This is a genomic window from Novosphingobium sp. PP1Y, assembly GCF_000253255.1.
Taxonomy (GTDB): domain Bacteria; phylum Pseudomonadota; class Alphaproteobacteria; order Sphingomonadales; family Sphingomonadaceae; genus Novosphingobium.
On sequence record NC_015580.1, the window covers coordinates 2667416 to 2693111 of the forward strand.

The window sequence follows — 25696 nt, forward strand, 5'->3', positions numbered from 1 at the left end:
AGGTGCGTACCTTGGGTCTCGCGAGCAGCGCAAAGCTGCCGCGATGAACGGAGGGGACAATATGCGAGTTGTTTCATTCGCCCTGGTTCTGGCCGCGCTTTCACTGCCCGGCTGCAGCCAGCAACCCACAGCGCAAGCGGCCCAGCCCTTGACGCAAGCCGATGCACAGGCCGTACTCGACAATTTCGCCAAGGCACTGTCGTCGATGGACCTGCAGAAGGTCGACGATATGTACGCCGCCGACGTCGTTGCGTTCGATCCGGGCAAGCCTGAGCGCATCGGCGGTAAAGTAGCGCTCCACGTCATGAATGCGCAGTATGTCGACATGAAGTTCAACCATGTCGAGATGCCCGAACCCAAGTTCCAGATTCTTGGCCCGGACTTGTTCATCGCTTCGGGCACCGCGCACTTCACCGGTACTGAGGGCAAGACGAAGGAAGGCGACGTGCGCTACACCGAGGTCTTCCAGAAGCAGCCCGACGGGAACTGGCAGTCGATCCACGAGCATCTGGACTACCCGCCGAAGACCTGAATTCCTGCTGCTGGCATAGCTGGGCGTTCCTCTCCCTCGGCGATGCCGACGGGGAGGCCGTCAGGATCAACTCTTCTTGCGGGACAGTTCGCGCATGGCAGCATCCAGTCCTTCGAGCGTCATCGGGAACATGGCGTCTCCGAGGATCTCGCGGATCATGCGGGTGCTGCCCGAATAGCCCCACTGCCGCTCGGGCGAAGGATTGAGCCAGACCGTCGCGGGATAGGTCTGTACGATACGCTGCAGCCAGACTCCGCCCGGCTCCTCGTTCATGTGCTCGACCGAGCCGCCGGGGTGGCTGATCTCGTAGGGACTCATCGCCGCGTCGCCGACGAAGATGACCTTGTAGTCGTGTCCGTACTTGTGGAGGATGTCCCAAGTCGGCGTGCGCTGAGACCAGCGGCGGCGATTGTCCTTCCACACGCCTTCGTAAAGGCAATTGTGGAAGTAGAAGAACTCCATGTTCTTGAATTCGCTGGTTGCAGCGCTGAACAGCTCTTCCATCAGCTTGATGAACGGGTCCATCGAACCGCCGACGTCCAGGAACAGCAGGACCTTGACCGCATTGTGCCGCTCGGGGCGCATGTGCAGGTCGAGCCAGCCCTGCTTGGCTGTGCCGCGGATCGTTTCCTCGAGATCGAGCTCCTCGGCCGCGCCTTCGCGGGCAAAGCGGCGCAGGCGGCGCAGTGCCACCTTGATGTTGCGCGTGCCAAGTTCCCTGGTGTTGTCGAGATTGGCGAATTCGCGCTTTTCCCAGACCTTGATCGCGCGCTTGTTGCGGCTTTCCCCGCCGATGCGGATGCCTTCGGGGTTGTATCCGGAATTGCCGAAGGGCGAGGTTCCGCCTGTGCCGATCCATTTGTTGCCACCCTGGTGACGCCCCTGCTGCTCCTCGAGCCGCTTCTTGAGCGTGTCCATGATCTCGTCCCAGGAGCCTAGCGCCTTGATCTTCTCCATTTCCTCCTCGGAGAAATACCGTTCGGCGATGCGCTTGAGCCATTCTTCAGGGATGTCGACCGGCTGCTGGCCGTAGTCCGTGAACACGCCCTTGAAGACTTTCTGGAACACCTGGTCGAAGCGGTCGAGCAGGCCTTCGTCCTTCACGAAAGTCGTGCGGCTGAGGTAGTAGAACGCTTCGGGCGTCTGCTCGATCACATCGCGGTCGAGCGCCTCGAGCAGGACGAGATGCTCCTTGAGCGATGCCGGGATGCCGGCCGCCCGCAGCTCGTCGATGAAGTTCAGCAGCATGGCGATCAGCTCTTCGGCGGAACCGGGGGCTGGCGCGGGAACTGTTCGAGCCTGGGATCGATCACGGCCCATTCAGGCGCATCCTCGATCCAGATTGCGGAAGTGGGAGCGAGCCGGTCGCTCTCCTCGAGGAAGCCGACGCGAAGCACGCAGGCTTTCGGCCGCGAGGAGTTGCGGCCCATGATCGCCGTTCCGCACTTGCCGCAAAAGCCCTGCTCGATGGTGTTGCCGCTGGCCGCCGTATAGCTGAACCAGGAGAGTTCACCGTCCATCGCGATGGCATCGGTCATGAACAGGGCATTGGTGGTTGCGCTGCCTGCGGCCGATTTCTGGCATTGGCGGCACCAGCACTGGCGCACCCAGAGCGGTTCGCCGCTGACCGTCGCGGTAACGGCGCCGCAGTTGCAGCGTCCGGTATGGGGTGCGCTCATTTCAGGCGCCCCGGCGCGACATGAACGCAAGGCGTTCGAACAGCATCACGTCCTGCTCGTTCTTCAGCAGCGCGCCATGGAGCGGCGGGATTGCCTTGCTCGGATCCTGGTTCTGCAGGACGTCGAGCGGCATGTCCTCGCTGAGCAGGAGCTTGAGCCAATCCAGCAGTTCGCTGGTAGACGGCTTCTTCTTGAGGCCGGGAACGTCGCGCAGTTCGTAGAAGATCTCCATCGCCTTGGTGAGGAGAGTCTTCTGGATGCCGGGGAAGTGGACGTCGACGATCGCCTGCATCGTCTCGCGGTCCGGGAACTTGATGTAGTGGAAGAAGCAGCGGCGCAGGAAGGCGTCGGGCAGGTCCTTCTCGTTGTTCGAGGTGATCACGACGATCGGGCGATCCTGCGCCGCGATGCGCTCCCCGGTCTCATAGACGTCGAAGGCCATGCGATCGAGCTCGGCGAGAAGGTCGTTCGGGAACTCGATATCGGCCTTGTCGATCTCGTCGATCAACAGGACGGGCAGTTTCTCCGAGGTGAAGGCTTCCCACAGCTTGCCCTTGCGGATGTAGTTGCGGATGTCGTGGACGCGTTCGTCGCCCAGCTGGCCGTCGCGCAGACGGGCGACTGCATCGTACTCGTAAAGGCCTTGATGCGCCTTGGTCGTCGACTTGACGTTCCAGGTGATGAGCGGTGCGTCGAGTGCTGCTGCGATCTGCTCGGCCAGAACGGTCTTGCCGGTGCCGGGCTCGCCTTTCACGAGGAGCGGGCGACGCAAGAGCACAGCTGCGTTCACCGCGACTTTCAGGTCATCGGTGGCGACATAGCTGCTGGTACCTTCAAAACGCTGCATCGAAACTTCCCAAAATTTTAAATGTCCGATTAAATCCTATTTGGTGCGTCGCAGCATGGCAAGTCTCATTGCAGGTAGGCAAACCGCGCGCGGGGCATGGACATCGCCTTCTGCCCATTGCACAAGTTAGCCCATGGGGGCCGATTTTCTGCGCAAGATGGACTGGTTGGGCCGTGACAGGGCAGTGGCCTACTTGCGGATCATCGCATTTCTGAATGTTGCATCGCTGGTGCTTCTCGTCGCCACATCGCAGGGCGGCGTGGATGCCAACGGCTTCCTGCTGGGCAGCGACTTCGTCAGTTTCTGGACCGTCGGCCACATGCTGCAGGACCATGGCAACGTGTATGACGGTGCAGCGCATATCGCCGCTCAGCGAAAGTTCTTTGCCTCGTCCGGAGGCTACACGGCCTTTTTCTATCCACCCACATTTCTGCCGTTCTGCTGGCCCCTCGGATTTCTTTCCTACTTTCCGGCCCTGGTCAGCTGGCTGCTGGCAACGAGCGGGATATACGTCATCGCAGTGCGTCGCTGGCAGACCGCGTTGCGGTTCGACTTTCCGCTCTGGCTGCTGGTCCTTGCCTTCCCGGCCGTGCCCATCGTCATCACCCACGGGCAGACTTCCTTCATGGTTGCGGCGCTTATGGGACTGGGGGCGCTGCTGGTGCCCGGCAGGCCCGTGCTTGCCGGAATTTTTTTCGGGCTGGCTACGATCAAGCCGCAGTTCGGCATCCTCGTCCCACTGGTCCTGCTGCTGACCCGCGAGTGGAAGGTGATCGCTTCGGCCGCCGTCACCGCTATCGCTTTGGCCCTGCTATCCGCGCTGGCCTTCGGGGCAGACACCTTCGCGGGCTGGTATGCGGCAAGCGGGCGGGCGCAGGTAGCCATGGTCGATGGCGCGGTAGGCTTCGGCAAGATGATGAGCGTGTTTGCAGGGGCGCGACTGATCGGGCTCACGCCCGGCCTGGCTTATGGAGCGCAGGCGGCGGTTGGCCTTGCGACGATCATCCTTCTGATCCGGGCCTTCCGGGCAAGACCTTATTCGCCGGCACTGGGCGCGCTCATGCTCGCAGCTGCGCCGCTGGTGACGCCTTTCGTCCTCGATTACGACATGGTGCTGCTCGCCTTTCCACTGCTCTGGCTGACCAGCCGCGGGATTGCAGATGGCTTCCGCGATTGGGAGAAGCTGGCCCTCGCACTTGCCTTCATCGCGCCGGTCTTCGCGCGGCCAATTGGCCTTCATCTCGGCATACCGATCATGCCGCCGATCCTGGGAATCCTGCTCTGGGTTCTGCTTCACCGCTATTCCGCCGAAGATCGCCCCCGCGCGCCGATTGCCGTGCAACCCTAGCCCGCCCGGTGTTTTGGACTATGCAGGAACCTGTGAAATGAACCGAGAGGAGCCGCAATTGGCCGACCGCAAGCAACGTCAGAACCGCAACATCGCCTTGCTCATCGATGCCGACAACGCATCGCCGGCAACGCTCGATGCCGCGCTGACGATCCTCGGCGATCTCGGGACCGTCAATGTCCGTCGGGTCTATGGGAACTGGAGCAAGACAGCGCTCAAGGGCTGGTCGCAGCTGGTGCATCGCCATGCACTTGAACCGCAGCAGCAGTTCGACCTGACCAAGGGCAAGAACGCCACCGACATGAAGATGACCATCGATGCGATGGACCTGCTTTACGGCGGTCATGTCGATGGATTCGGCATCATGTCGAGCGACAGCGACTTCATGCCGCTCGCCATCCGGATCCGGCAGAACGGTACCCCTGTCTACGGCTTCGGTTCCACTCGCACGCCCGAGGCTTTCCGCGAGGCCTGCACCCGCTTCATCGACCTGGACGCCATGGTCGAGGATGACGAACGCGCAGAACAGGGCGAAGAGACTGCCAAGCCCGAAGTCGACAAGGAACTGGTCAAGCTTCTGGGCGATGCCTGGAAAGCCAGCAAGCGCGACGACGACGGATTTGCCAGCCTCTCCGAAGTCGGTCAGCGCGTCGCCAACCGGTCATCCTTCGATGCCCGCAGCTACGGCTTTTCCCGCCTCTCCGAACTGGTGCAATCCCTGCCCAATTTCGCGACCGAAAAGCGCGATAGCGGGCTGTTCGTCAAACGCGTGCGGTAAGGCTGCGCCAGACTGACGATCAGGCGTCGATCAGGTCGCGGTCGATTTCGCCGGCGCGGTTCTGGATGAACTGGAAACGGTGCTCGGGGTTGCGGCCCATCAGGCGATCGACGAGGTCCTTAACCGCGGCCCGGTCTTCGTACTCGGGCGGCAAGGTGATGCGGATGAGCGAGCGGGAATCCGGGCTCATCGTCGTCTCGCGCAGCTGCTGCGGGTTCATTTCACCGAGACCCTTGAAGCGGCCGACTTCCACTTTCTTGCCCTTGAACTTCGTCGCTTCGAGTTCGGCGCGGTGGGCATCGTCACGGGCATAGGCCGAGGTCGAGCCCGCGGTCAGGCGATAGAGCGGCGGCTGGGCAAGGTAGAGGTGGCCGCGCTTCACGATGTCCGGCATTTCCTGGAAGAAGAACGTCATCAGCAGCGTCGCGATATGCGCGCCGTCGACGTCGGCGTCGGTCATGATGATGATGCGGTCGTAACGCAGGTTGTCCGCATTGCAGTCCTTGCGCGACCCGCAGCCGAGCGCAAGGTTGAGGTCGGCGATTTCCTGGTTGCCGCGGATCTTGTCCGAGGTGGCGCTGGCGACGTTGAGGATCTTGCCGCGGATCGGCAGGATCGCCTGCGTCTTGCGGTCACGTGCCTGCTTGGCCGAACCGCCTGCGGAATCGCCCTCGACGATGAACAGCTCGGTCTCGCCGTTGCCTTCGCCCGAACAGTCGGTGAGCTTGCCGGGCAGGCGCAGCTTCTTGGCATTGGTTGCTGTCTTGCGCTTGACGTCGCGTTCGGCCTTGCGGCGCAGGCGATCGTCCATGCGCTCCATGACCGCACCGAGCAGGGCCTTGCCGCGATCGAGGTTGTCCGAAAGAAAGTGGTCGAAATGGTCGCGGATCGCGTTCTCGACGAGGCGGGCGGCTTCCGGACTGGTGAGCCGGTCCTTCGTCTGGCTCTGGAACTGGGGATCGCGGATGAAGACCGAGAGCATCGTTTCCGAACCGACGACGATGTCGTCAGGGGTGATGTCCTTGGCCTTCTTCTGCCCGACGAGATCGCCGAAGGCGCGGATGCCCTTGGTCAGCGCAGCGCGCAGGCCCTGCTCGTGCGTGCCGCCATCGGGCGTCGGGATGGTATTGCAGTACCAGGAATAGGCGCCGTCCGAGTAGAGCGGCCAGGCGATTGCCCATTCGACGCGGCCCAGTTCGAGGCCCTGATCGTTTTCCGGGAATTCCTGCGAACCGGAGAAGAACTGCGCAGTCACGCATTCGCGGCTGCCGATCTGCTCGGCAAGATGGTCGGCAAGGCCGCCCGGAAACTGGAACGTCGCTTCGGCCGGAACGTCGTCGCTGGCGAGCGAGGGCGAGCACTTCCAGCGGATCTCGACTCCGGCGAAGAGGTAGGCCTTGGAACGAACCAGCTTGAACAGGCGGTTCGGCTTGAACTTCTGGTCGCCGAAGATCTCGGTATCGGGGGTGAAGGTGACGGACGTACCGCGGCGGTTGGGCGCGGCGCCGACCTTCTGCAGCGGGCCGAGCGTTGCACCTCGCGAGAACTCCTGCGCGAAGAGTTCCTTGTTGCGGGCCACTTCGACGCGTGTCTTCACCGAAAGGGCATTGACCACCGAGATGCCGACACCGTGGAGGCCGCCGGAAGTGGCATAGGCCTTGCCGGAGAACTTGCCGCCCGAGTGCAGGGTCGAAAGAATGACCTCGAGCGCCGACTTGCCCGGATACTTGGGGTGTTCGTCGACCGGGATGCCGCGTCCGTTGTCGGTGATCGTCAGGCGACCGGCCGTTCCCGGTTCTTCCTCCAGCAGGACTTCGATGCGGTTGGCGTGGCCGGCGACGGCTTCGTCCATCGCGTTGTCGAGGACTTCGGCCGCGAGGTGATGAAGCGCGCGTTCATCGGTGCCGCCGATGTACATGCCGGGGCGTCGCCGGACGGGTTCGAGACCCTCCAGAACTTCGATCGCGGAACCGTCGTAGGATTCTCCGCCCGCAGACGGCAGCTTGTCGAAGAGGTCATCGGCCATGCGTGATCCTATACGGGACAGTGAAATCCCCGATCAAGCATGGCCGTGTTCTTATCCTCAGTCGCCGAAATGCGTGGGCGCGGGGCTGACGACCTTGACGCCGGCCTTTTCGATCTCGCGCACTTCGAGCGCGCGTTCGATGGTGCCGCCGCGAGTGAAGCGGAATGGACCGTCGAGACCGAGGAAGCCGCCGCTCTCCAGCATCTGCGAAGTCGGGAACGGCTTGCCCACCTTCCAGTCGCGCGCGACGCGAAGGGTAAGCAGGACCGCGTCGTAGCCAAGGGTGGCGATGCGCGCGGGCTGGCTGCCGAAGCGGGTGCGGTAGCTCTTGGAGAACTGGCCGAAGCGCTGGTCGGACACGGTGGCGAACCACGCGCCGGCAAGGGCGGGCGTGGTCGAGACGGCGCGTTCGCCGCTCCACAGTTCCGTGCCGAGGATCCGGACCTGGGGTTTGGTTCCTCCGGTCCGGAACTGCGTCGCCGCGCGGGCCGACATGTTGCCGCCATCGGCGATCAAAAGCGCACCATAGCCGTCCTTGGCATGGATGCGCTGGGCGGCGGAGGAGATCGACGCAGCGGTCCGGTCATAGGGCTCCATGGCGATCACTGCGCCGCCTGTATCGCGCACGGCGGCAAGGAGGGCGGTGCTGGCGCGGTCGCCATATTCGCCCCGCGGGATCAGGGCGGCAAAGCTGGTGATGCCGCGCGAATTGGCATAGCGCACCGTGCGCGCGACCGACTGGCCCGGCAGGTTGCCCATGATGAAAATATCCTTGGATGCGGCTTCCTCGTCATTGGAGAACGAGATCAGCGGCACCTTGGCCGGCCGCGCGAAGTTGGCGACGGCCGGGATGTTGTCAGACAGCAGCGGCCCGAGAATCAGCCGGTTGCCATCGGCGACGGCGCGCTTGGCGGCTTCGCCCGGATTGCTGGCCGTGTCGTAAGTCGTTACGCGCAGGTTTCCGGCATTGGTGTCGAGCAGCGCCATGTTGGCCGCATTCGCGATCGACTGGCCGACAGCGCCGTTGGGGCCTGAAATCGGGACAAGCAGGGCGATCCGATGACGGTCGTTGTCCTCCTGGATCACGCTTTCGCTGGGCGATGCGGTGGGCGTGGGCGTGGGCGCTGTCGTCTTGGGAACGATGCTGCAGGCGCTCAGTCCCGCCATCGCTACCGCGGCGAGAAGATTGCGCCTGTTCAGGCGTTTGTCGAACATTGCTTGCCGCTCCCGTAGTCCTTGGGCCATGAGTCTCGCGATGGAACACAGTCTTTCGCCGGGCCTCTATATAGTGGCAACCCCCATTGGCAACCTGAGCGACATAACGCTCCGTGCAATCGAGGTATTGCGGGGAGTCGGTGCCGTCGCCTGCGAGGATACCCGGGTAACGGGTAAATTGCTGCATCACCTTGGAATAAAGAAGCGGATGATCCGCTATGACGACCACGCCGGGGAGGGGGATCGCGAGCGGCTCCTGGCCCTGATGGAGGCAGAGCCGGTCGCGCTTGTCAGCGATGCCGGAACGCCGCTGATATCCGACCCGGGCTATCGTCTCGTGCGCACGGCCCGTGAGCGGGGGATTGCCGTTACCAGCCTGCCCGGGCCCAATGCGGCGATTGTCGGCATGACCCTGTCGGGCCTCGCCAACGATCGCTTCCTTTTCGCCGGGTTCCTGCCGAACAAGGCCAGGGCGCGCGAAAGCGTGCTGCAGGAACTGTCGGGCGTTCCCGCCACCCTGATCTTCTACGAGACCGCGCCGCGGCTCGAAGCCTCTCTCCAGGCCATCGCCGCCACCCTGCCGGGCCGCGAAGTCGCCGTGGCGCGCGAGCTGACCAAGAAGTTCGAGGAATGCAGGACCGGCACGCCCGAGGACATCATTGCCCATTACGCCGCGCATCCGCCCAAGGGAGAGATCGTCCTCATGATCGCGCCGCCATCGGACGATCCCGTCGGCGAAGTCGATGTCGATGCGATGCTGCTGGCGGAGCTTGCCGATTCCAAGGCATCGCAGGCCGCGGCCAAGGTTGCCAAGGCGACCGGTATGGATCGCAAGGAGCTCTATGCGCGGGCGCTCGAACTCAAGTGACGGTTCCGCGATGAACCGCAGGGCCCGGGCCGAACGGCGCGGTCGGCGCGGCGAGACACTGGCTGCCTGGTACCTGCGGCTATCGGGCTGGCGGGTGCTCGCGAGCCGCGCGCGCACGCCGCGCGGTGAAGTCGATCTGGTGGCGCGTCGGGGAAGGGTCCTGTGCTTCGTCGAGGTAAAGTGGCGCGCCCGGGCGCAGGATCTGGACAGCGCCATCGACGCGCACCGCCTGCGCCGCGTGGCCGCAAGCGCGCAAGCATAGGTCCCGCGCTTTGCCAGAGACGGCGACGATATCCGCATCGACGTTCTGCTCATGGCACCGCGTACATGGCCTCGCCGGATCGTCAATGCCTGGCAACCCGGGCGGTAGTTCTGATTTGCGGCGTGGAACCGGAAACAGGTCGCACGCGGGCGAATTTGGGATTAAGCGGACCACGGCAGCAACCCAAGGACCCGATTTTCCATGACGTTACGCATCGCCGTTCAGATGGACCCGATCGAAAGCATCAACATTGCAGGCGACTCTTCCTTCGCCCTGATGCTCTCTGCGCAGGACCGCGGCCACACGCTCTATCATTACGATGTGCGCACCCTGGCTTACGACGCATCCGAAGGTGCCGCCGGAAGGTTGACCTGTTGGGGCGCGCCGGTGACGGTACAGCGCGTCGAAGGTGCGCATTATACGCTCGGTGAATACCGCCTGATCGATCTCGTCGCGGACATCGATGTCGTGCTGATGCGGCAGGATCCCCCGTTCGACCTCGGCTATATCACGGCGACGCACTTGCTAGAGCGGCTTGAAGGCCGAACGCTCGTCGTCAACGATCCCGCTTCGGTCCGCAATGCGCCGGAGAAGGTCTTCGTTCTGGACTACGCGCGCTTCATGCCGCCGACTTTCATTGCCCGCCGCATCGAGGACGTACGCCTGTTCCAGCAGCGGCAGGTCGCCGCCGGTCTTGGCGGCGACCTCGTGGTCAAGCCGCTGCACGGCAATGGCGGCAAGGCGGTGTTCCGGGTCCCGGCCGACGGGAGCAACCTGGGCGCCCTGGTCGAGATGTTCCAGAGTGCCTGGGTCGAGCCGTTCATGGTGCAGCCGTTCCTTCCCGATGTTTCCGAAGGCGACAAGCGCATCGTCCTTGTCGACGGCGAGTTTGCCGGCGCGATCAACCGCAAGCCCGGCGAAGGGGAATTCCGCTCGAACCTCGCGGTGGGCGGCTCGGCCGAAGCGACCACCCTGAGCCCGACCGAAGAGGAAATCTGCGCGGCGCTTGCACCGGAACTCAAGGCGCGCGGCCTCGTTTTCGTCGGCATCGATGTCATCGGCGGCAAGTGGCTGACCGAGATCAACGTGACCTCGCCGACCGGGATCGTCGCAATCGACCGATTTAACGGTACCGACACCTCGGCGTTGATCTGGGAGGCGATCGAGCGCCGTCACGCGGCGATGTAAGCTCCAGCGGGAAGCCCGCCCGGACTACTCCCGTTCGCGCGGATGGGCGTTGCGATAGACGTCTAGCAGGGTCGCTGCATCGACCCGGGTGTAGATCTGCGTCGAGCCGAGGCTGGCGTGACCCAGGAGTTCCTGCAGCGAACGCAGGTCCGCCCCGGCCCCGAGCAGGTGCGTCGCGAAGCTGTGGCGCAAGGCGTGCGGCGTCGCGCTCGGCGGCAATCCCAGGCTGACGCGGGCGCGGGCGACGGCCTTCTGCACCATGCCTTGCGACAGGGGACCTCCCTTCGCCCCCCTGAACAGGGGATCCTTCCGATGGTTCTCGAGCGCGACGGGCCACGGGCACTTGGCGACATAGTCGTCCACCGCATCTCGAATGATCGGGAGCAGGGGCACGACCCGCTGCTTTGCGCCCTTGCCGGTGACGACCAGCGTATCCCTTAGCGGAAGGACCGAAGCCGTCAGGGACAGGGCCTCGGCAATGCGCATCCCGGCTCCGTAGAGCAGGAGCAGGACCGCCCGGTCGCGCGCGCCGATCCATTCCTCCCGCGCGTCTTCATCGACGGCCACGGCGAGATTGACCGCTTCGTCCGGCGTTACCGGACGCGGAATGCCCTTCTTGATGCGTGGTCCGCGCAGGCGCGGCGGCATCGCGTCGGTCATGCCGGCTTTTTCGCGGGCAAAGATCAGGAAGGCCTTGAGCGCCGAAAGCTCGCGCGCGGCTGAAACATTGCCGATCCCCTGCTGTCGCCGCGCCGCCAGTTGGCGGCGCAAGGCCGCGGCATCGAGGCTGGCCAGTTGCGGCCAGTCGGTTTCGCCAAGCGTGTCGAGCAGGCGCGAAGCCGTGGCGACATAGGCGCGGACGGTGTGCGGACTCCGCCTGCGTCCCTGTGCAAGATGGGTGCCCCAGGCTTCGAGAAGGTCCGCCTTGGCCGTCACGGTTCGACGAGTTCTTCGGGCACCAGTTCGCCGAGCAAGGCATCGAGCAATGGCATACCGTTTTCGGCGACACCAAGCCGCGAGTCCTGCCGCCAGACGAGGCCCTGACCATCGTAGAAGGCAGCCTTGTCTGCATTGCAAAGCGCTTCCTGGGGCAGGGCAAAGCGTGACGCCATGACGTCAAGATCCACACCTTCGCGCAGGCGCAGGCCCATCAGCATGGCTTCGGAAGCCTGTTCCCTTTGCCCGAGCGGACGTTCTTCGCTGGTGCCGTGGCCCTGTTCGGCGATCGCTGCGAGCCAGTTCTCCGGCTTGCGATGCCGCACCGTTGCCATGCCGCCGCGCCGCCCGTGGGCGCCGGGACCGATCCCGCAATAGTCGCCGTAGCGCCAGTAGGTGAGGTTGTGACGGCTCTCTTCGCCGGGGCGGGCGTGGTTGCTGATCTCGTAGGCGGGAAGTCCGGCGCCGGCGGTCAACTCGCGGGTCAGCGCGAACATGTCGGCGCAGGCATCCTCGTCGAGCGGTTCGAACGCGTGCTGGCGCACCATCGTGGCAAAGCGCGTGCCGGGCTCGATGGTGAGCTGGTAGAGCGAGAGGTGGCCGGTGCCGAAGGACAGGGCGCGCGCCAGTTCCGCCTGCCATTGCTCGACACTCTGGCCCGGCCGGGCATAGATGAGGTCGAACGACACCCTTTCGAATTGTCGTTGCGCAACGTCGAGGGCGTCCAGCCCTTCGCGTGCATCGTGGAGTCGGCCGAGGAAGCGCAGTGTCTCATCGTCGAGCGCCTGCAGCCCGAGCGACACCCGGTTTACCCCGGCCGAGGCCAGTGCCGCGTAGTTGGCCGCTTCCACCGAGGACGGATTGCCCTCCAGCGTGATCTCGATGCCCGGTGCAAAGCCCCAGAGCCGCTCGGCTTCCTCAAGCAGCCTTGCGACCAGTGCTGGCGGCATGAGCGAAGGCGTGCCGCCGCCGAAAAAGATCGATTCGAGCCTTTCTCCGCCCGCCAGCGCGTGTTCGTGGCGCATGTCGGCAAGCAGCGTGTCCTGCCAGTGCTGGTGGTCGACGCGTTCGCGGACATGGCTGTTGAAGTCGCAATAAGGGCATTTTGCGAGGCAGAACGGCCAGTGGATGTAGAGCGCGCGGGCCATCAGCCGATGTTAGCCGCCGAACTGCTCCGCGACCAGCTTGGCGAAAGCATCGGCGCGGTGGCTGATCTTGTGCTTTTCCTCGGGGTCGAGCTGCGCGAAGGTCGTGTCGCGGCCGTTCGGCACGAAGACCGGGTCGTAGCCGAAGCCCATCGTTCCGCGCGGCGGCCACGAAAAAGTGCCGTTCACCCGACCCTCGTAGACCACGCTGTCACCGTCGGGCCAGGCGATGGCGAGCACGCAGCTGAACCAGCAAGAGCGATCGACTTCGGGACCCTGCTCGCACAGCAGGCCCTCGACCTTGCCCATCGCCATGTACCAGTCGCGGCCGGGTTCTCCTTCGAACCACTGACGCTCGGCCCAGTCGGCGGTGTAAACCCCGGGGCGTCCGCCCAATGCCGCCACCGAAAGCCCGCTGTCATCGGCAAGCGCAGGAAGCTGCGAGGCCTGCGCCGCGGCCCGTGCCTTGATCAGCGCATTCTCGATGAAGGTCTTTCCGGTTTCGGCCGGTTCGGGCAGGCCCAGTTGTCCTGCCGAGAGGCATTCCATGCCGTAAGGCGCCAGCAGCGCGCCGATTTCCTTCAGCTTGCCCGCATTGTGCGTGGCAATGACGAGGCGTTTGCTGTCGAGCTTTCGGGTCATGTCACTATCCTGTCGGCACCATGTTTCCCGTCACCTCCGGCCCATGACGGGTTCCCGCTCCCTTCGGTCTGGCCTGAAGGAAAGCGGGGCCCGACTGCGCGGAGGCGACGGCCACTCCAGACGAAGCCTTAGCGCCCTACCGCCTTGGCCTGAGCGGCGAAGATGCGTTCGCAGCCAATGCGGGCAAGGCGCAGGAGGCGCAGCAGGCCTTCCTCGTCATAGGTATCGCCTTCCGCGGTGGCCTGAGCTTCGGCGATCTTGCCACCCTCGATCAGCACGAAATTGGCATCGGCACCGGCCGAGCTGTCTTCGATGTAGTCGAGGTCGAGAACCGGGGTGCCCTCGCAGATGCCGCAGGAAATCGCGGCAACGCGCGCTTCGATCGGGTCCTGGAGGATCTTGCCCTCGGCCATCAGCTTGTCGACGGCCAGGCGCAGGGCGACCCAGGCGCCCGAGATCGAAGCCGTGCGGGTGCCGCCATCGGCCTGCAGGACGTCGCAGTCGAGGACGATCTGGCGTTCGCCCAGCTTCTTCATGTCGACGACCGAGCGCAGGCTGCGGCCGATCAGGCGCTGGATTTCCTGAGTGCGGCCCGACTGCTTGCCCTTGGCCGCTTCGCGAGAGCCGCGCGTGTGCGTGGCGCGCGGGAGCATCGAGTACTCTGCCGTGACCCAGCCTTCGCCCTTGCCGCGCAGGAACGGGGGAACCCTTTCCTCGACCGAGGCGGTGACGAGCACGCGGGTATCGCCGAAGGAGATCAGCACCGAGCCTTCGGCATGCTTGGTGAAACCGGTCTGGATGTCGATAGCGCGCATTTCGTCGGGCGCACGGCCGGAAGGTCGCATGTACTGTCCTCGTAGCTAAGATTGCAGCGGCCCTAGGCGTATTAAGCTTGAGGCTGCAAGCCCAATGCCTAAATTGCAGCGCATGACGACACCACCCATCACCGAATTGACCACGAGGGCGCGCGAGATCTTCCGCCTTGTCGTCGAAGGTTACATCGCGACCGGTACTCCGGTGGGGTCCAAGGCCCTGTCCGGCAATACGGGCGTGAACCTGTCATCGGCCTCGATTCGCTCGGTTCTGGCCGATCTCGAATCGCTGGGCCTGCTGGCCGCGCCGCATACGAGCGCGGGGCGGTTGCCGACCGAGGCGGGCCTGCGCCTCTTCGTCGACGGGATCATGCAGGTGGCTGAACCCACGGCAGAGGAACGCGCGGTCATCGAACGGCGGATCTCGCAGCCGGGGCCCATCGAAGCCGCGCTCGAGGCGGCCAGCACGATGCTGTCCAGCCTGACGTCGAGCGCCGGGGTGGTCATGGTGCCCAAGCGCGAGCCGCGCCTCCAGCACCTGCAACTCGTACCGCTCGCGCCGGGAAGGGCGCTCGCCGTTCTGGTCGGCGATGACGGCGCGGTCGAGAATCGCATCGTCGATCTGCCGGCGTCGCTGCCCATGGGCGCGCTGGAAGAAGCGTCGAACTATATCTCGGCCCGGCTGACAGGCCGGACGCTGGGCGAGGCGGTGCGAGTCATGCGCTCCGAGATCGCCTCGGGCCAGTCGGCTCTCGATGCGGCAAGCCGCGATCTGGTCGAACGCGGCCTTGCCGTGTGGAGCGAAGACGTGATGCAGCGGCCGGTGCTGATCGTGCGAGGCCAGGCGAACCTGCTCGATGAGGGCGCCTTATCGGATCTCGAACGGGTGCGTTCGCTGCTCGATGACCTTGAAAACAAGCAGTCGGTTGCCGATCTTCTCGAAATGGCGCGAGAGGCTGAATCGACGCGCATTTTCATCGGCTCGGAAAACCGGCTTTTCGCGCTTTCCGGGTCTTCGGTGATCGCATCGCCCTATCGCGACCGGGATGGCCGCGTTGTCGGAGTTGTGGGGGTTATCGGCCCGACGCGGTTGAATTATGCACGAGTCGTCCCCATGGTGGACTTCACCGCCCAGAGCCTGGGCAAGCTCATCGGATAGCTGGAACCTTAGAATAATGACTGAAGACAAGACTCAGCCGTCACAGGATCAGGCTGTAGATCCCGCGGTGGCCGAAGAACTGAAGGGTGTGCCGGAACATATGGTAGACAAGGGCGCAGACAACGACGTCGCCGAAGACGAGCTCGCGAATCTTCGCGAAGAACTCGAAGTCGCCAAGCAGGACGTGCTTTACGCCCGCGCCGAGACGCAGAACGTGCGCCGCCGGCTTGAAAAGGACATTGCCGATACCCGCAATTATGCTGCGACCGGTTTCGCTCGCGACATTCTCTCGGTAGCCGACAACCTTTCCCGTGCGCTGTCGGCGATTCCCGCCGATCTGCGCGAGGACGAGAAGGTAAAGACCTTCATCGCCGGTATCGAGGCCACCAGCCGCGAGATCGAGAAGGTCTTCGGTACCCATGGCATCACCCGCATTGCTGCCATGGGCATGCCGCTCGATCCCAACCAGCACCAGGCCATGATCGAAGTGCCGTCCGCCGATGCGGAGCCGGGAACGGTCGTGCAGGAACTGCAGGCCGGTTACATGATCAAGGACCGCCTGCTGCGTCCGGCCATGGTCGCAGTGGCCAAGAAGCCCGACTGATACGCGTTTCGCCGCCCTGCCATGGGGATAACCGGGGGCAGGGCGGCGACAGTCCGTGGCACAAATCAGGAACCAAGGGGCTTCCCCTCCGTTGATCAGATAGACCCACGCTGATTTTCGGAGACGTTCCATGCGCAAGTTCATCCTCCCCGTTATTGCTGCCGGGGCTCTCGGCCTTGGTGGCTGTGCCAGCAACTATGCCGGCGAAGGTGCGCTCGGCGGTGCAGCTCTCGGGGCCGGTGTCGGCGCCGTGACCGGGGGAGACGTCGGGACCGGCGCTGCGATCGGCGCGGCCGCAGGCGCGGCGGTCGGCTCGCAGGTCGACAAGGACAAGGGTTGCTATCGCTATGACCGCGATGGCCGTCGCTACTGGGACCGCGACTGCTGATCCCACGCCATCGGATTACCGGAAACAAGGGTGCAAGAGCCGATCTTGCGCCCTTCTTTCTTGCCGGTTTCTATGCCGGTGTGCCGTCGAACGGCAGAATGCCAGTGTAGGACTCCAGTGGCGGCGCTCCCGGAACGGCGTGCCTCCGGCGCAGCAGGAAGACATGCCGGACGATTTCGGCCTGCTGTTCGATGCCGTAACGATCGAGCCTCCAGCCCGGTCTCAGCGCATAGTCATAGCGGCATAGCGGATGGCGCATGAGCGGCAGGTACCAGCGTCCTTGACGCTGCGCCTGCCACACATGCGTCATCTCGTGAATGAAGAGGCCCTGCAGCCTCGTCGATGCGCAGGAAAAGTCTTCGAGGTATAGCGTCGAGCGCGGGTGGAAATGGATGTGTCCGCAAGGGGCCATCACCGTGTCGACCGGCTGAAGGGGGAACCAGCGTCGGCGCCGGATCTTCACCGCCGCAAGGTCGATGGCGTCGCCGAAAACCGATCCTGCGAGGGCGACCTCGCCCGGCGTCAGGCAGCGTTCGCCGCCCGGCGCGCAAGGACCGGCTTCGGCAAGGTCGATCAGTGGTGCATTCCCGCCATGTCGCCGTCCTGCATGGAGCCGCCCTCCATTCCGGAATGGTCCATGCTGCCGGTCATGCCGCTTTGCATGCCGCCGCCCATAGTCTCGATTTGCAGCGGCATCGACAGCTTGTCCCCGTCGGCGAAAGTCAGCGTCAGCTCGGTGCTCTCACCGGTCTTGAGCGTATCGTCGATGTCGAAGGCCATGACGTGATACCCGCCGGGAGCGAATTCCAGCACGCCGCCGGGCGCGATCTCGAGCGAGTCCACCGAAGACATCTTGCCGCCTTCGGTCTTGTGCATCTGCACTTTTCCCGCGCCCGCGACATGGACGCCGACCAGGGTAGCCGGCTGCGGTCCTTCGTTTCGGATACTGAAGTAGACTGCGCCCGGGCGGCCTGCGACGACCGGCAGGATCATGCGGCCGTCGCTGCCGGAAATGCCCGGCTTCGCGTCCGGATTGCCTGAATCGGCAGTTTCGGTCGCATTGCCGGCAGGGGCTTCGGACTGCTGGCATCCCGCCAGCGATGCGGCCACGGCCAGCGCCGAAGCAACTGCCACGGAACGAAAGATTTTCACCTGAGACACATCCTTCCTGGAAACCCTCGAAAAATTAGCGGGGGTAATGCCATTGTGGCGGTCTTGTTCCAAGAAAAACCGCTCCTATATCGCCCCCCGACGACATTGAACGTCATCGAGCCGCGCAAGCCGCCTTGCCTCTAGTCAGGGAGGCGATCCGTGCGGTGTCATCCACTGACGTGAGGAATGGGGATAATGGGAAAAGTAATTGGTATCGACCTTGGCACCACCAACAGCTGTGTCGCCGTCATGGACGGTGGCAAGCCCAAGGTCATTGAAAACTCCGAAGGTGCGCGCACGACGCCTTCGATCGTCGCCTTCACCAAGGACGGCGAACGCCTGATCGGTCAGCCGGCCAAGCGCCAGGCTGTCACGAACGGTGACAACACGATTTTCGCAGTGAAGCGCCTCATCGGCCGCCGCTTCGACGATCCGGTGACCAAGAAGGACACCGAGCTGGTTCCGTACCACATCGTCAAGGGCAAGAACGGTGACGCGTGGGTCCAGGCTGGCGGCGAGGACTACAGCCCGTCGCAGATCTCGGCCTTCACCCTGCAGAAGATGAAGGAAACCGCCGAGAGCTATCTGGGCGAGACCGTCACGCAGGCCGTCATCACCGTGCCCGCATACTTCAACGACGCGCAGCGCCAGGCGACCAAGGATGCCGGCCAGATTGCGGGTCTCGAAGTGCTGCGCATCATCAACGAGCCGACCGCGGCCGCGCTCGCCTATGGCCTCGACAAGCAGGACGGCAAGACCATCGCGGTCTACGACCTTGGCGGCGGCACCTTCGACGTCTCGATCCTCGAGATCGGCGACGGCGTGTTCGAGGTGAAGTCGACCAACGGCGACACGTTCCTGGGCGGTGAAGATTTCGACACCAAGCTCGTCGAATGGCTGGCCGACAAGTTCAAGGCCAAGGAAAACATGGACCTGCGGACCGACAAGCTCGCTCTGCAGCGCCTTAAGGAAGCGGCCGAAAAGGCGAAGATCGAGCTGTCGTCGGCTGCGACGACCGAGATCAACCTGCCCTTCATCACCGCGCGCATGGAAGGCGGCGCGACGACCCCGCTTCACCTGGTCGAAACGGTTACCCGCGCCGACCTCGAGAAGATGGTCGCCGACCTCATCAAGCGCACCATCGAGCCGTGCCGCAAGGCGCTGGCCGATGCCGGCATCTCGGCTGCGGAAGTCGATGACGTCGTGCTCGTGGGCGGCATGACCCGCATGCCCAAGGTACGCGAAGTCGTGAAGGAATTCTTCGGCAAGGAACCGCACACCGGCGTGAACCCGGACGAAGTCGTCGCCATGGGCGCGGCGATCCAGGCCGGCGTCCTCCAGGGCGACGTCAAGGACGTGCTGCTGCTCGACGTGACCCCGCTTTCGCTGGGCATCGAGACGCTGGGCGGCATCATGACCAAGATGATCGACCGCAACACGACGATCCCGACGAAGAAGAGCCAGGTCTATTCGACTGCCGAGGACAACCAGCAGGCGGTGACGATCCGCGTGTTCCAGGGCGAACGCGAAATGGCGCAGGACAACAAGCTCCTCGGCCAGTTCGACCTCGTCGGCATCCCGCCGGCTCGCCGGGGCGTGCCGCAGATCGAAGTCACTTTCGACATCGACGCGAACGGCATCGTCAACGTGTCCGCCAAGGACAAGGGCACCGGCAAGGAACAGCAGATCCGCATCCAGGCTTCGGGCGGTCTGTCCGACGCCGACATCGACCAGATGGTCAAGGATGCCGAGAAGTTCGCCGAAGAGGACAAGAAGCGTCGTGAATCGGCGGAAGCCAAGAACAACGCGGACAGCCTCGTCCACGCGACCGAGCAGCAGCTTGCCGAAAACGGTGACAAGATCGACGCTGGCCTGAAGTCGGAAGTCGAAACCGCCATCGCCGAAGCCAAGACGGCTCTCGAAAGCGGCGACACCGCCGAGATCACGGCCAAGGCCCAGGCGCTGACCGAAGTCGCCATGAAGATGGGTCAGGCGATCTACGAGAAGGAGCAGTCCGCTGCTGCCTCGCCGGAGGCCGCGCCTTCGGGTGACGAGGACGTGGTCGACGCCGAGTTCTCGGAAGTCGACGAAAACAAGGGCTGAGCGTCCTGATGAAAACCGTGGGCGTCACCGGTGCAATGCGCGTCGGTGGCGCCCGGGTTATCTACGGGGGTTAGATACGTGTCAGCTACCGAAATAGATTACTACGAACTGCTCGAGGTCGAGCGGACTGCCGACGACAAGACCATCAAGTCGGCCTACCGTCGCCTCGCCATGCGATATCACCCGGACAAGAACCCGGGGGATGCCGAAGCCGAATCCCGCTTCAAGGCCATCAGTCAGGCTTACGACTGTCTCAAGGACCCGCAGAAGCGCGCCGCTTACGACCGCTATGGTCACGCCGCTTTCCAGCAGGGCATGGGCGGTGGCGGCGGCGGCGGAATGGGCGCCGAGTTCGGCGATATCGGCGATATCTTCGAATCGATTTTTGGCAGCGCCTTCGGTGGCGGTGCCCGTCAGCAGGCCCGTCGCGGCGCCGATTTGCGCTATGACATGGAAGTGAGCCTTGAAGAGGCGTTCCACGGCAAGCAGAGCGAAATCACCATCGAAGTCTCGCAATCGTGCGAGCCTTGCAGTGGCTCGGGCGCCGAACCGGGCACCGGCAAGCGCACCTGCAACATGTGCGCCGGTCACGGCAAGGTGCGCGCGCAGCAGGGCTTCTTCGTCGTCGAACGCACCTGTCCGACCTGTCACGGTCGCGGCGAGGTGATCGAGTCTCCCTGCCGTGCCTGCCGCGGCGAGGGCCGCGTCGACATGCCGCAGACACTGGAAGTGGAAATTCCCGCTGGCGTCGATTCCGGCACGAGAATCCGACTATCGGGCAAGGGCGAGGCCGGGCCTTACGGGGCGCCTCCGGGCGATCTCTACATCTTCCTGCATGTGAAGCGCCACCGCGTCTTCGAACGCGAGGGGACGACTCTTCTCACGCAGGTGCCGATCACCTTCACCACAGCTGCGCTGGGCGGATCGATCGAAATCCCGGGAATCGATGGGGCGAAGATCGCGCTCGATATTCCGGCAGGTATCCAGTCCGGCAAGCAGCTCCGCAAGCGCGGCGCGGGCATGCCTGTTCTGCAGGGCCGCGGGCGCGGGGATCTGGTGATTGAGATCACGGTCGAAACGCCGACCAAGCTCTCTGCGCGCCAGAAGGAACTGCTGCGCGAGTTGCAGGCAACCGAGACCGGTGACGAATGCCCACAGTCGAAAGGCTTCTTCGACCGGATCAAGGACGTGTGGAGCGACCTGACCGAATAGACGAAGCGGAGGTCCGCAGGCGCTCGATCAAAGCGCCTCGACTTCCTTCCTGATCGTCCTGATCAGAGCAGGATCGGCCAGCAGCCGGTCCTGCTCTTCGTTGAGGATTGCCAGAAATGCGTCCTTCTTGAAGGCAGCCAGTTCGCCCTGAGGGATCGCCTGTCCCTTCTCCAGCGTGGAGGCAATCAGGTCGATCATGCGCTCGGCGCCGTGCAGGCGACCCCACAGGTAGTCGTTCTCGCGATAGGCACGGCTGAAAAAGGCGCCGAAGTTGTAGAACTCTGTCCCGCGCAGGGTATCGGCCATGCCGCCCTTGCGGATGGCATGGCAATCCTCGGGCGAAATCCTGTCGACCAGGATCGGATCGAATTCGGTCAGGCCTTCGCCGCGCAGCAGCGGCAGGGTGACCGTGTCGTAGAACGGGAAGCCCAGGTAGGCGAGCAGGACCCTGCGCCGCAGGGTCGGAGGCATCGCTGCGAGTACTTCGGCGAGCATCTCATCGACCTGCGCATCGACCTCGGGCAATGAGCGCCTTGCGGCAATATGATCGAGTACGGCCCCGGGATCGTTGAAGAAATTTCGGGCTGCGGGCGGGAAGTCCTCTCCCAGATAGTGCAGCGGCTCCCGCTCGATGTAGAGCGCAAGGGCCTCGTAGATCGCCGCCCGGGCATCGTCGCGGTCCTGTTCTGTCACGCTGGGATCGCCCTCCCAGTCCTGCGTCACGCGCCGCGCCAGGAAGCGCAGCCGCCGGATCCGGAAAGCCAGGTCGTGGGCGCGGAAGAAGTCGATCATCGGTGCAGACGTGCCTTCGCGCAGGGCCTGCATGCGGTCGAGGCCGTTATCGGCAAGATAGCCGATGAACCGTTGTACTATCGGCTCGGTCGAGGACAGCTCCTGTTCCGGAACGCCTTCATCGACCATGCGGCCGAGCATCGCCAGAATGCCGCTGAACTTGACCTGGGCGTACCCGTGATAGGCAAAGCCGGCCTGCTGGAATGCGGCCTCCTGCGCCTTGTTACGCCATGCCGCAAGCCGCTTGGGAGTGGGGCGGTCGAGGAACAGGGTGCGCCCGAACAGTTTGTCGACGGTCTCTTCGATCTCGGGGCGCAGGGCCAACACGATGTCGCGCATCGTGCGCATCTCGCGCGAATCGCGATCGAGTGCCTCGAGGTTGTCGCGGATCGGCTGCTCGCGCGGGATCGATGATAGCGAACCGAAGATCACCGGGAAGAAGCCGGGTATCCTGGTGTCGCGCCGCATTCTGGGGCCAATGTGATCGGGGGTCGGATCGATATAGACGAAGCGCCGGTCGACCTCCCGCGCGGCAGGGCGGTCGCGCAGTACGGTCATGGCATCGGCAAACGGCGCATTGACGAGGACGGAGCCGTCGATGAGCGAGACACTGTCTATGTCCTTGCGGCTGAAATGTTCCGGCATGACGCGGCGCAGGAAGGCATCGCGGTCGGGCCACTTGCTGGCGGTTTCGGCCACGAGCTTGTCGATTTCCGCAATCTGCAGCGGCGGAAAGGCCCCGGGGAAGCTCGCCGTCGAACGCGCAGCGAGGACCAGCGCCGGGATCGATGCGAGATCCTCGCCCTTGCCCCGCGACTTGACGTGAAAATCGATGGTCAGGCGATGCTCGCTTTCCAGCACCAGTTCGGGCGAGTGGAGCCGCAGGGTTTCAAGGTGTCCCTTGAAGTCGGTCGCCGTCACGAACAGGTCGAGCGGGTGCCGCGCCGGAAGCAGGGGCTTGCCCTCGGGCGCTTCTGCCATCGCCATCATCGCCCGGTTGATGAGGCGCGAGAAGCCGATGCCGCTGAAGGGCGGCTCGAACCAGCGCGAGCGGATCAGGCGCGAGAGCTTGTCGCGCACTTCGGTGCGGGTCTCAGGGGCGACCGAAGCGCTCACCGCATTGCCGGGGCGGTGGAGGAGGTAATAGACGATCGGACTTGCCCAGAACTTGGCGGCACGCGACCAGGGCTTGGCGTCGGGATCGAGCAGGACGTCGACGTCAGCGCATTCGAGCCACAGTTCGGTCAAGGGTTCGAGCGACTGGCCGGTGTGGATCGCCTGCGCGAGGAAGATGCTGTTGATCCCGCCCGCGCTCGCCCCGGCGACGATGTCGGAAAGAACCCGCAGTTTCAGGTTGCTGCCCTGTTCCAGCCTGCGCAGCAGCCGTGCGTAAACGGCCTCGCTGCTCTCAAGGATGCCTTCGTCGGCCCAGAACGCCCGGCTTGCCCGAAGGACCTTCCACAGCTCCTTGGTCACGCCGTGCATGTAGACGGCAAGAGAGATGCCCCCATAGCAGACGAGCGTGATCCGCAGTTCTTTCTGCCGCATTCCGCATACTTGGCCCGGATCAAGGAGAAAGGCAATTGCGTTCTCATTCCGTTCCGGATAGGCGCAGCCTATGGCAAAGCCCAAACGTCGTTACGTATGTCAGAATTGCGGAAGCGTCGCGACCCGGTGGCAGGGGCAGTGCGCGGATTGCGGTGAATGGAACTCGCTTGTCGAGGAAGCACCGCAGACGGTCTTTTCTTCCAAGCACGATCTCTCTTCCGGCGGTCGCCCGATCCAGTTCACCCCGCTCGACCAGCCTGGCGAAATTCCCCAGAGGCAGGCCAGCGGCCTTGCCGAGTTCGATCGCGCCCTGGGTGGCGGCCTGGTCCCCGGATCGGCGATCCTCATGGGCGGGGATCCGGGTATCGGCAAGTCGACGCTGCTGCTGCAGGCCTCGGCGCACATCGCCAGGGCCGGGCGTGACGTCGTCTATGTCAGCGGCGAGGAAGCGTCCGGTCAGGTTCGGCTGCGGGCTGAACGCCTTGGCCTGTCGAAGTGTCCGATTCGCCTGGCCTCCGCAACATCGGTGCGGGACATCCTCACTACGCTGGGGATGGATGAGCCGCCGTCGCTTCTGGTCATCGATTCGATCCAGACGATGCACTCGGACCAGATCGAGGGTGCGCCCGGGTCGGTCAGCCAGGTGCGCGGGTGCGCCTTCGAACTGATCCGCTACGCCAAGGAAAACAGCGTCACCCTCATCCTCGTCGGTCACGTCACCAAGGACGGCAATATCGCCGGTCCGCGCGTGCTGGAGCACATGGTCGACGTGGTGATGAGCTTCGAGGGGGAACGCAGTCACCAGTACCGCATCCTGCGCTCGCTCAAGAACCGTTTCGGTCCGGTCGACGAGATCGGCGTCTTCGCCATGGAGGGCGACGGACTTGCCGAAGTCGGCAATCCCTCGATGCTGTTCCTTTCTGGCCGCGAGGAACCGATGGCGGGCAGCGCGGTCTTCCCGGCGATGGAAGGGACCCGGCCAGTCCTCGTGGAAATACAGGCGCTTATCGTGCGCCTGCAGAGCGGGGCGACGCCGCGGCGTGCCGTCGTCGGGTGGGACAATGGCCGCATGGCCATGCTGCTCGCCGTGCTCGAGGCACGATGCGGCCTTAATTTCTCCAGTGCGGAAGTCTATCTCAACGTCGCTGGCGGTTATCGCCTTGCCGATCCGGCGGCCGACCTTGCCGTGGCCGCTGCGCTCGTCTCGGCCCTCGGTGACAAGCCTCTGCCGACGGACGCTGTGTGGTTCGGTGAAGTCTCGCTCGCCGGTGAGATTCGGCCCGTGGCCCATTCATCGATCCGACAGCGCGAATCGGCGAAACTTGGCTTTGGCAAGGCTATTGGACCTGCCGGTGGACCGCCGCCCGACAAGGGCATCCGGTTTTCCGGTCTGACAATGCTTCCCAACCTCGTTGACCGCATTCTTTCGGATGCTTAATTGCAGTTTACTATGAGTGGCTTCGATATCGTTGTCCTGCTGTTCGTGGGGATCGGGGCCCTGACCGGCTTCTTCCGCGGATTCGTGCAGGAAATTCTCACGCTGGCGGCGTGGATATTCGCAATTTTCGCAATTCGCATGTTCCATACACCCGTCACCGAAGTGCTCGTTCCGTACATCGGAGAGGGTTCGGGATCGGCGATCCTTGCCTTTGCGCTGCTGTTGCTGGGGCCTTACGTGGCCGTGAGGCTTGTCGCCCGCTGGGCCGGCAGCAAGAGCCGCGGTTCGCTGCTGGGGCCGATCGACCGGGTCCTGGGTTTCGGGTTCGGCGCGGTGAAGGGCGTCATCATCCTCGTGCTGGCCTTCTCGGTGCTGGTTCTTGGATATGATACCGTATGGGGCGTTGCCGGCCGGCCCGATTGGATCGTGACCGCGCGATCCTATCCCTTCGTCAATGCCAGTAGCGAAGCCATGGTGAAGATGATCAACGAGCGGCGCCAGCAGCTCAACGAGGAGGATGCTGCGGTCGCGGCCGAGTAGCCCCAATCGAAGCAAGAGCCACCCCTGTGTCGACCACTGTCCTTTACACCCCCGAGGTCCTTTCGCTGGCGGTCGCGCTTGCGCGCTTTCCGTGGCGCGAGGATTTTCCGCTGCAGGGAGAGGCCCGCTCACGTTCGTGCGGCAGCACGATTGCGCTGGGCCTCGCGGTCGATGACCGCGGTACTGTCACCGAGGTCGGCGTGCGCAGCCAGGCCTGCGCCATTGGACAGGCTGCGGCGGCGATCTTCGCAGAGGCCGTCGTCGGCATGACCGGGCGCAAGGTGCACGAGGCGGGAAGGGCCTTGGAAGACTGGTTGGCCGGAAAGGTTGACCTGCCGGACTGGCCGGGGCTCGAACGCATTGCCGCTGCCCGGGACTATCCAGGGCGACACGGCGCGGTAATGTTGCCGTGGAATGCAGCCATGCAGGTGCTTCCCTCCGCCTGATCCGCGGTTTAAACGCCTGTCGGGGCCCGATAACGC

At 64.1% G+C, this 25696-nt stretch carries 25 protein-coding genes and 1 pseudogene; 14 read left to right on the forward strand and 12 right to left on the reverse strand.

What is annotated here, in order from left to right; genetic code table 11:
- Positions 1 to 61: 61 nt before the first annotated feature.
- Positions 62 to 532 carry a DUF4440 domain-containing protein gene (locus tag PP1Y_RS18635; RefSeq protein WP_013833608.1) on the forward strand — a complete coding sequence of 157 codons (471 nt, stop codon included), beginning with the start codon at positions 62 to 64 and terminating at the stop codon, positions 530 to 532.
- 66 nt (positions 533 to 598) lie between these two features.
- On the opposite strand, the gene PP1Y_RS18640 is transcribed toward PP1Y_RS18635, so the two are convergent.
- Genes PP1Y_RS18640 through PP1Y_RS18650 form a run of 3 tightly spaced genes read right to left on the reverse strand, consistent with a single transcriptional unit; the run spans position 599 to position 3058 of the window.
- Positions 599 to 1780 carry a VWA domain-containing protein gene (locus tag PP1Y_RS18640; RefSeq protein WP_041558994.1) on the reverse strand — a complete coding sequence of 394 codons (1182 nt, stop codon included), beginning with the start codon at positions 1778 to 1780 and terminating at the stop codon, positions 599 to 601.
- A gap of 5 nt (positions 1781 to 1785) precedes the next feature.
- Positions 1786 to 2211 carry a GFA family protein gene (locus PP1Y_RS18645; protein ID WP_013833610.1) on the reverse strand — a complete coding sequence of 142 codons (426 nt, stop codon included), beginning with the start codon at positions 2209 to 2211 and terminating at the stop codon, positions 1786 to 1788.
- A gap of 1 nt (position 2212) precedes the next feature.
- On the reverse strand, positions 2213 to 3058 hold the full coding sequence (locus PP1Y_RS18650) for a MoxR family ATPase (RefSeq protein WP_013833611.1): 846 nt from the start codon (positions 3056 to 3058) through the stop codon (positions 2213 to 2215).
- Positions 3059 to 3191: 133 nt separating this feature from the next.
- Between PP1Y_RS18650 and PP1Y_RS18655 the strand changes: the two genes are divergently transcribed.
- Both PP1Y_RS18655 and PP1Y_RS18660 read left to right on the forward strand, forming a co-directional pair.
- Entirely contained in the window at positions 3192 to 4406 is a 1215-nt protein-coding gene (locus PP1Y_RS18655; protein ID WP_013833612.1) for a glycosyltransferase family 87 protein, read from the forward strand.
- Between the two features lie 37 nt (positions 4407 to 4443).
- On the forward strand, positions 4444 to 5184 hold the full coding sequence (locus PP1Y_RS18660; RefSeq protein ID WP_013833613.1) for an NYN domain-containing protein: 741 nt from the start codon (positions 4444 to 4446) through the stop codon (positions 5182 to 5184).
- Between the two features lie 19 nt (positions 5185 to 5203).
- Here PP1Y_RS18660 and parE read toward each other — a convergent pair whose 3' ends face one another.
- Positions 5204 to 7210, reverse strand: coding sequence for a DNA topoisomerase IV subunit B (parE, locus tag PP1Y_RS18665; protein WP_007015277.1), 2007 nt, complete (start codon positions 7208 to 7210; stop codon positions 5204 to 5206).
- 57 nt (positions 7211 to 7267) lie between these two features.
- Positions 7268 to 8425: a penicillin-binding protein activator gene (locus PP1Y_RS18670; RefSeq protein ID WP_041558995.1), complete on the reverse strand. Its 1158-nt coding sequence runs from the start codon at positions 8423 to 8425 to the stop codon at positions 7268 to 7270.
- Positions 8426 to 8465: 40 nt separating this feature from the next.
- Between PP1Y_RS18670 and rsmI the strand changes: the two genes are divergently transcribed.
- The 3 genes and pseudogenes from rsmI (at position 8466) to gshB (ending at position 10743) form a co-directional block, all read left to right on the forward strand.
- The gene (gene rsmI / locus PP1Y_RS18675; protein WP_013833615.1) at positions 8466 to 9293 is read left to right on the forward strand and encodes a 16S rRNA (cytidine(1402)-2'-O)-methyltransferase; all 828 of its coding nucleotides are present in this window, start codon (positions 8466 to 8468) and stop codon (positions 9291 to 9293) included.
- A gap of 10 nt (positions 9294 to 9303) precedes the next feature.
- Positions 9304 to 9663, forward strand: a pseudogene (locus tag PP1Y_RS18680) (YraN family protein).
- A gap of 93 nt (positions 9664 to 9756) precedes the next feature.
- Positions 9757 to 10743, forward strand: a complete 987-nt coding sequence (gene gshB / locus PP1Y_RS18685; protein ID WP_013833616.1) for a glutathione synthase — start codon at positions 9757 to 9759, stop codon at positions 10741 to 10743.
- A 24-nt stretch (positions 10744 to 10767) separates the two neighbouring features.
- Here gshB and PP1Y_RS18690 read toward each other — a convergent pair whose 3' ends face one another.
- From PP1Y_RS18690 to rph, 4 genes are all read right to left on the reverse strand, one after another.
- Positions 10768 to 11679 (reverse strand): tyrosine recombinase XerC, encoded by a 912-nt coding sequence (locus PP1Y_RS18690; RefSeq protein ID WP_013833617.1) that lies wholly within the window; start codon positions 11677 to 11679, stop codon positions 10768 to 10770.
- Positions 11676 to 12827, reverse strand: a complete 1152-nt coding sequence (hemW, locus tag PP1Y_RS18695) for a radical SAM family heme chaperone HemW (RefSeq protein WP_013833618.1) — start codon at positions 12825 to 12827, stop codon at positions 11676 to 11678. The genes PP1Y_RS18690 and hemW overlap by 4 nt, the downstream gene beginning before the upstream one ends.
- Before the next feature lie 9 nt (positions 12828 to 12836).
- The gene (gene rdgB / locus PP1Y_RS18700) at positions 12837 to 13466 is read right to left on the reverse strand and encodes an RdgB/HAM1 family non-canonical purine NTP pyrophosphatase (RefSeq protein ID WP_007015270.1); all 630 of its coding nucleotides are present in this window, start codon (positions 13464 to 13466) and stop codon (positions 12837 to 12839) included.
- A 128-nt stretch (positions 13467 to 13594) separates the two neighbouring features.
- Complete coding sequence (gene rph / locus PP1Y_RS18705; protein WP_007015269.1) at positions 13595 to 14311, reverse strand: ribonuclease PH; 717 nt, start codon at positions 14309 to 14311, stop codon at positions 13595 to 13597.
- A gap of 82 nt (positions 14312 to 14393) precedes the next feature.
- Between rph and hrcA the strand changes: the two genes are divergently transcribed.
- From hrcA to PP1Y_RS18720, 3 genes are all read left to right on the forward strand, one after another.
- Positions 14394 to 15437 carry a heat-inducible transcriptional repressor HrcA gene (gene hrcA / locus PP1Y_RS18710; RefSeq protein ID WP_013833619.1) on the forward strand — a complete coding sequence of 348 codons (1044 nt, stop codon included), beginning with the start codon at positions 14394 to 14396 and terminating at the stop codon, positions 15435 to 15437.
- A 16-nt stretch (positions 15438 to 15453) separates the two neighbouring features.
- On the forward strand, positions 15454 to 16041 hold the full coding sequence (gene grpE, locus PP1Y_RS18715; protein WP_013833620.1) for a nucleotide exchange factor GrpE: 588 nt from the start codon (positions 15454 to 15456) through the stop codon (positions 16039 to 16041).
- A gap of 130 nt (positions 16042 to 16171) precedes the next feature.
- Positions 16172 to 16429: a glycine zipper domain-containing protein gene (locus tag PP1Y_RS18720; protein ID WP_041558996.1), complete on the forward strand. Its 258-nt coding sequence runs from the start codon at positions 16172 to 16174 to the stop codon at positions 16427 to 16429.
- Positions 16430 to 16499: 70 nt separating this feature from the next.
- On the opposite strand, the gene PP1Y_RS18725 is transcribed toward PP1Y_RS18720, so the two are convergent.
- Entirely contained in the window at positions 16500 to 16892 is a 393-nt protein-coding gene (locus PP1Y_RS18725) for a hypothetical protein (RefSeq protein WP_013833621.1), read from the reverse strand.
- Between the two features lie 110 nt (positions 16893 to 17002).
- Positions 17003 to 17581: a copper chaperone PCu(A)C gene (locus tag PP1Y_RS18730; RefSeq protein WP_232512449.1), complete on the reverse strand. Its 579-nt coding sequence runs from the start codon at positions 17579 to 17581 to the stop codon at positions 17003 to 17005.
- Between the two features lie 195 nt (positions 17582 to 17776).
- Here PP1Y_RS18730 and dnaK point away from each other — a divergent pair, with 195 nt between their 5' ends.
- The gene (dnaK, locus tag PP1Y_RS18735; protein ID WP_007015263.1) at positions 17777 to 19684 is read left to right on the forward strand and encodes a molecular chaperone DnaK; all 1908 of its coding nucleotides are present in this window, start codon (positions 17777 to 17779) and stop codon (positions 19682 to 19684) included.
- A gap of 78 nt (positions 19685 to 19762) precedes the next feature.
- On the forward strand, positions 19763 to 20896 hold the full coding sequence (dnaJ, locus tag PP1Y_RS18740) for a molecular chaperone DnaJ (protein WP_013833623.1): 1134 nt from the start codon (positions 19763 to 19765) through the stop codon (positions 20894 to 20896).
- A 27-nt stretch (positions 20897 to 20923) separates the two neighbouring features.
- On the opposite strand, the gene PP1Y_RS18745 is transcribed toward dnaJ, so the two are convergent.
- On the reverse strand, positions 20924 to 23236 hold the full coding sequence (locus PP1Y_RS18745; protein ID WP_013833624.1) for a patatin-like protein: 2313 nt from the start codon (positions 23234 to 23236) through the stop codon (positions 20924 to 20926).
- A gap of 70 nt (positions 23237 to 23306) precedes the next feature.
- Between PP1Y_RS18745 and radA the strand changes: the two genes are divergently transcribed.
- From radA to PP1Y_RS18760, 3 genes are read left to right on the forward strand one after another with little or no spacing between them, the layout of a single operon-like run.
- A complete protein-coding gene (gene radA, locus PP1Y_RS18750) occupies positions 23307 to 24674 on the forward strand; it encodes a DNA repair protein RadA (RefSeq protein ID WP_007015260.1) in 1368 nt (455 codons plus the stop codon).
- 12 nt (positions 24675 to 24686) lie between these two features.
- Entirely contained in the window at positions 24687 to 25214 is a 528-nt protein-coding gene (locus PP1Y_RS18755; RefSeq protein WP_013833625.1) for a CvpA family protein, read from the forward strand.
- Positions 25215 to 25240: 26 nt separating this feature from the next.
- Complete coding sequence (locus tag PP1Y_RS18760; RefSeq protein ID WP_013833626.1) at positions 25241 to 25660, forward strand: iron-sulfur cluster assembly scaffold protein; 420 nt, start codon at positions 25241 to 25243, stop codon at positions 25658 to 25660.
- Positions 25661 to 25696 lie beyond the last annotated feature (36 nt).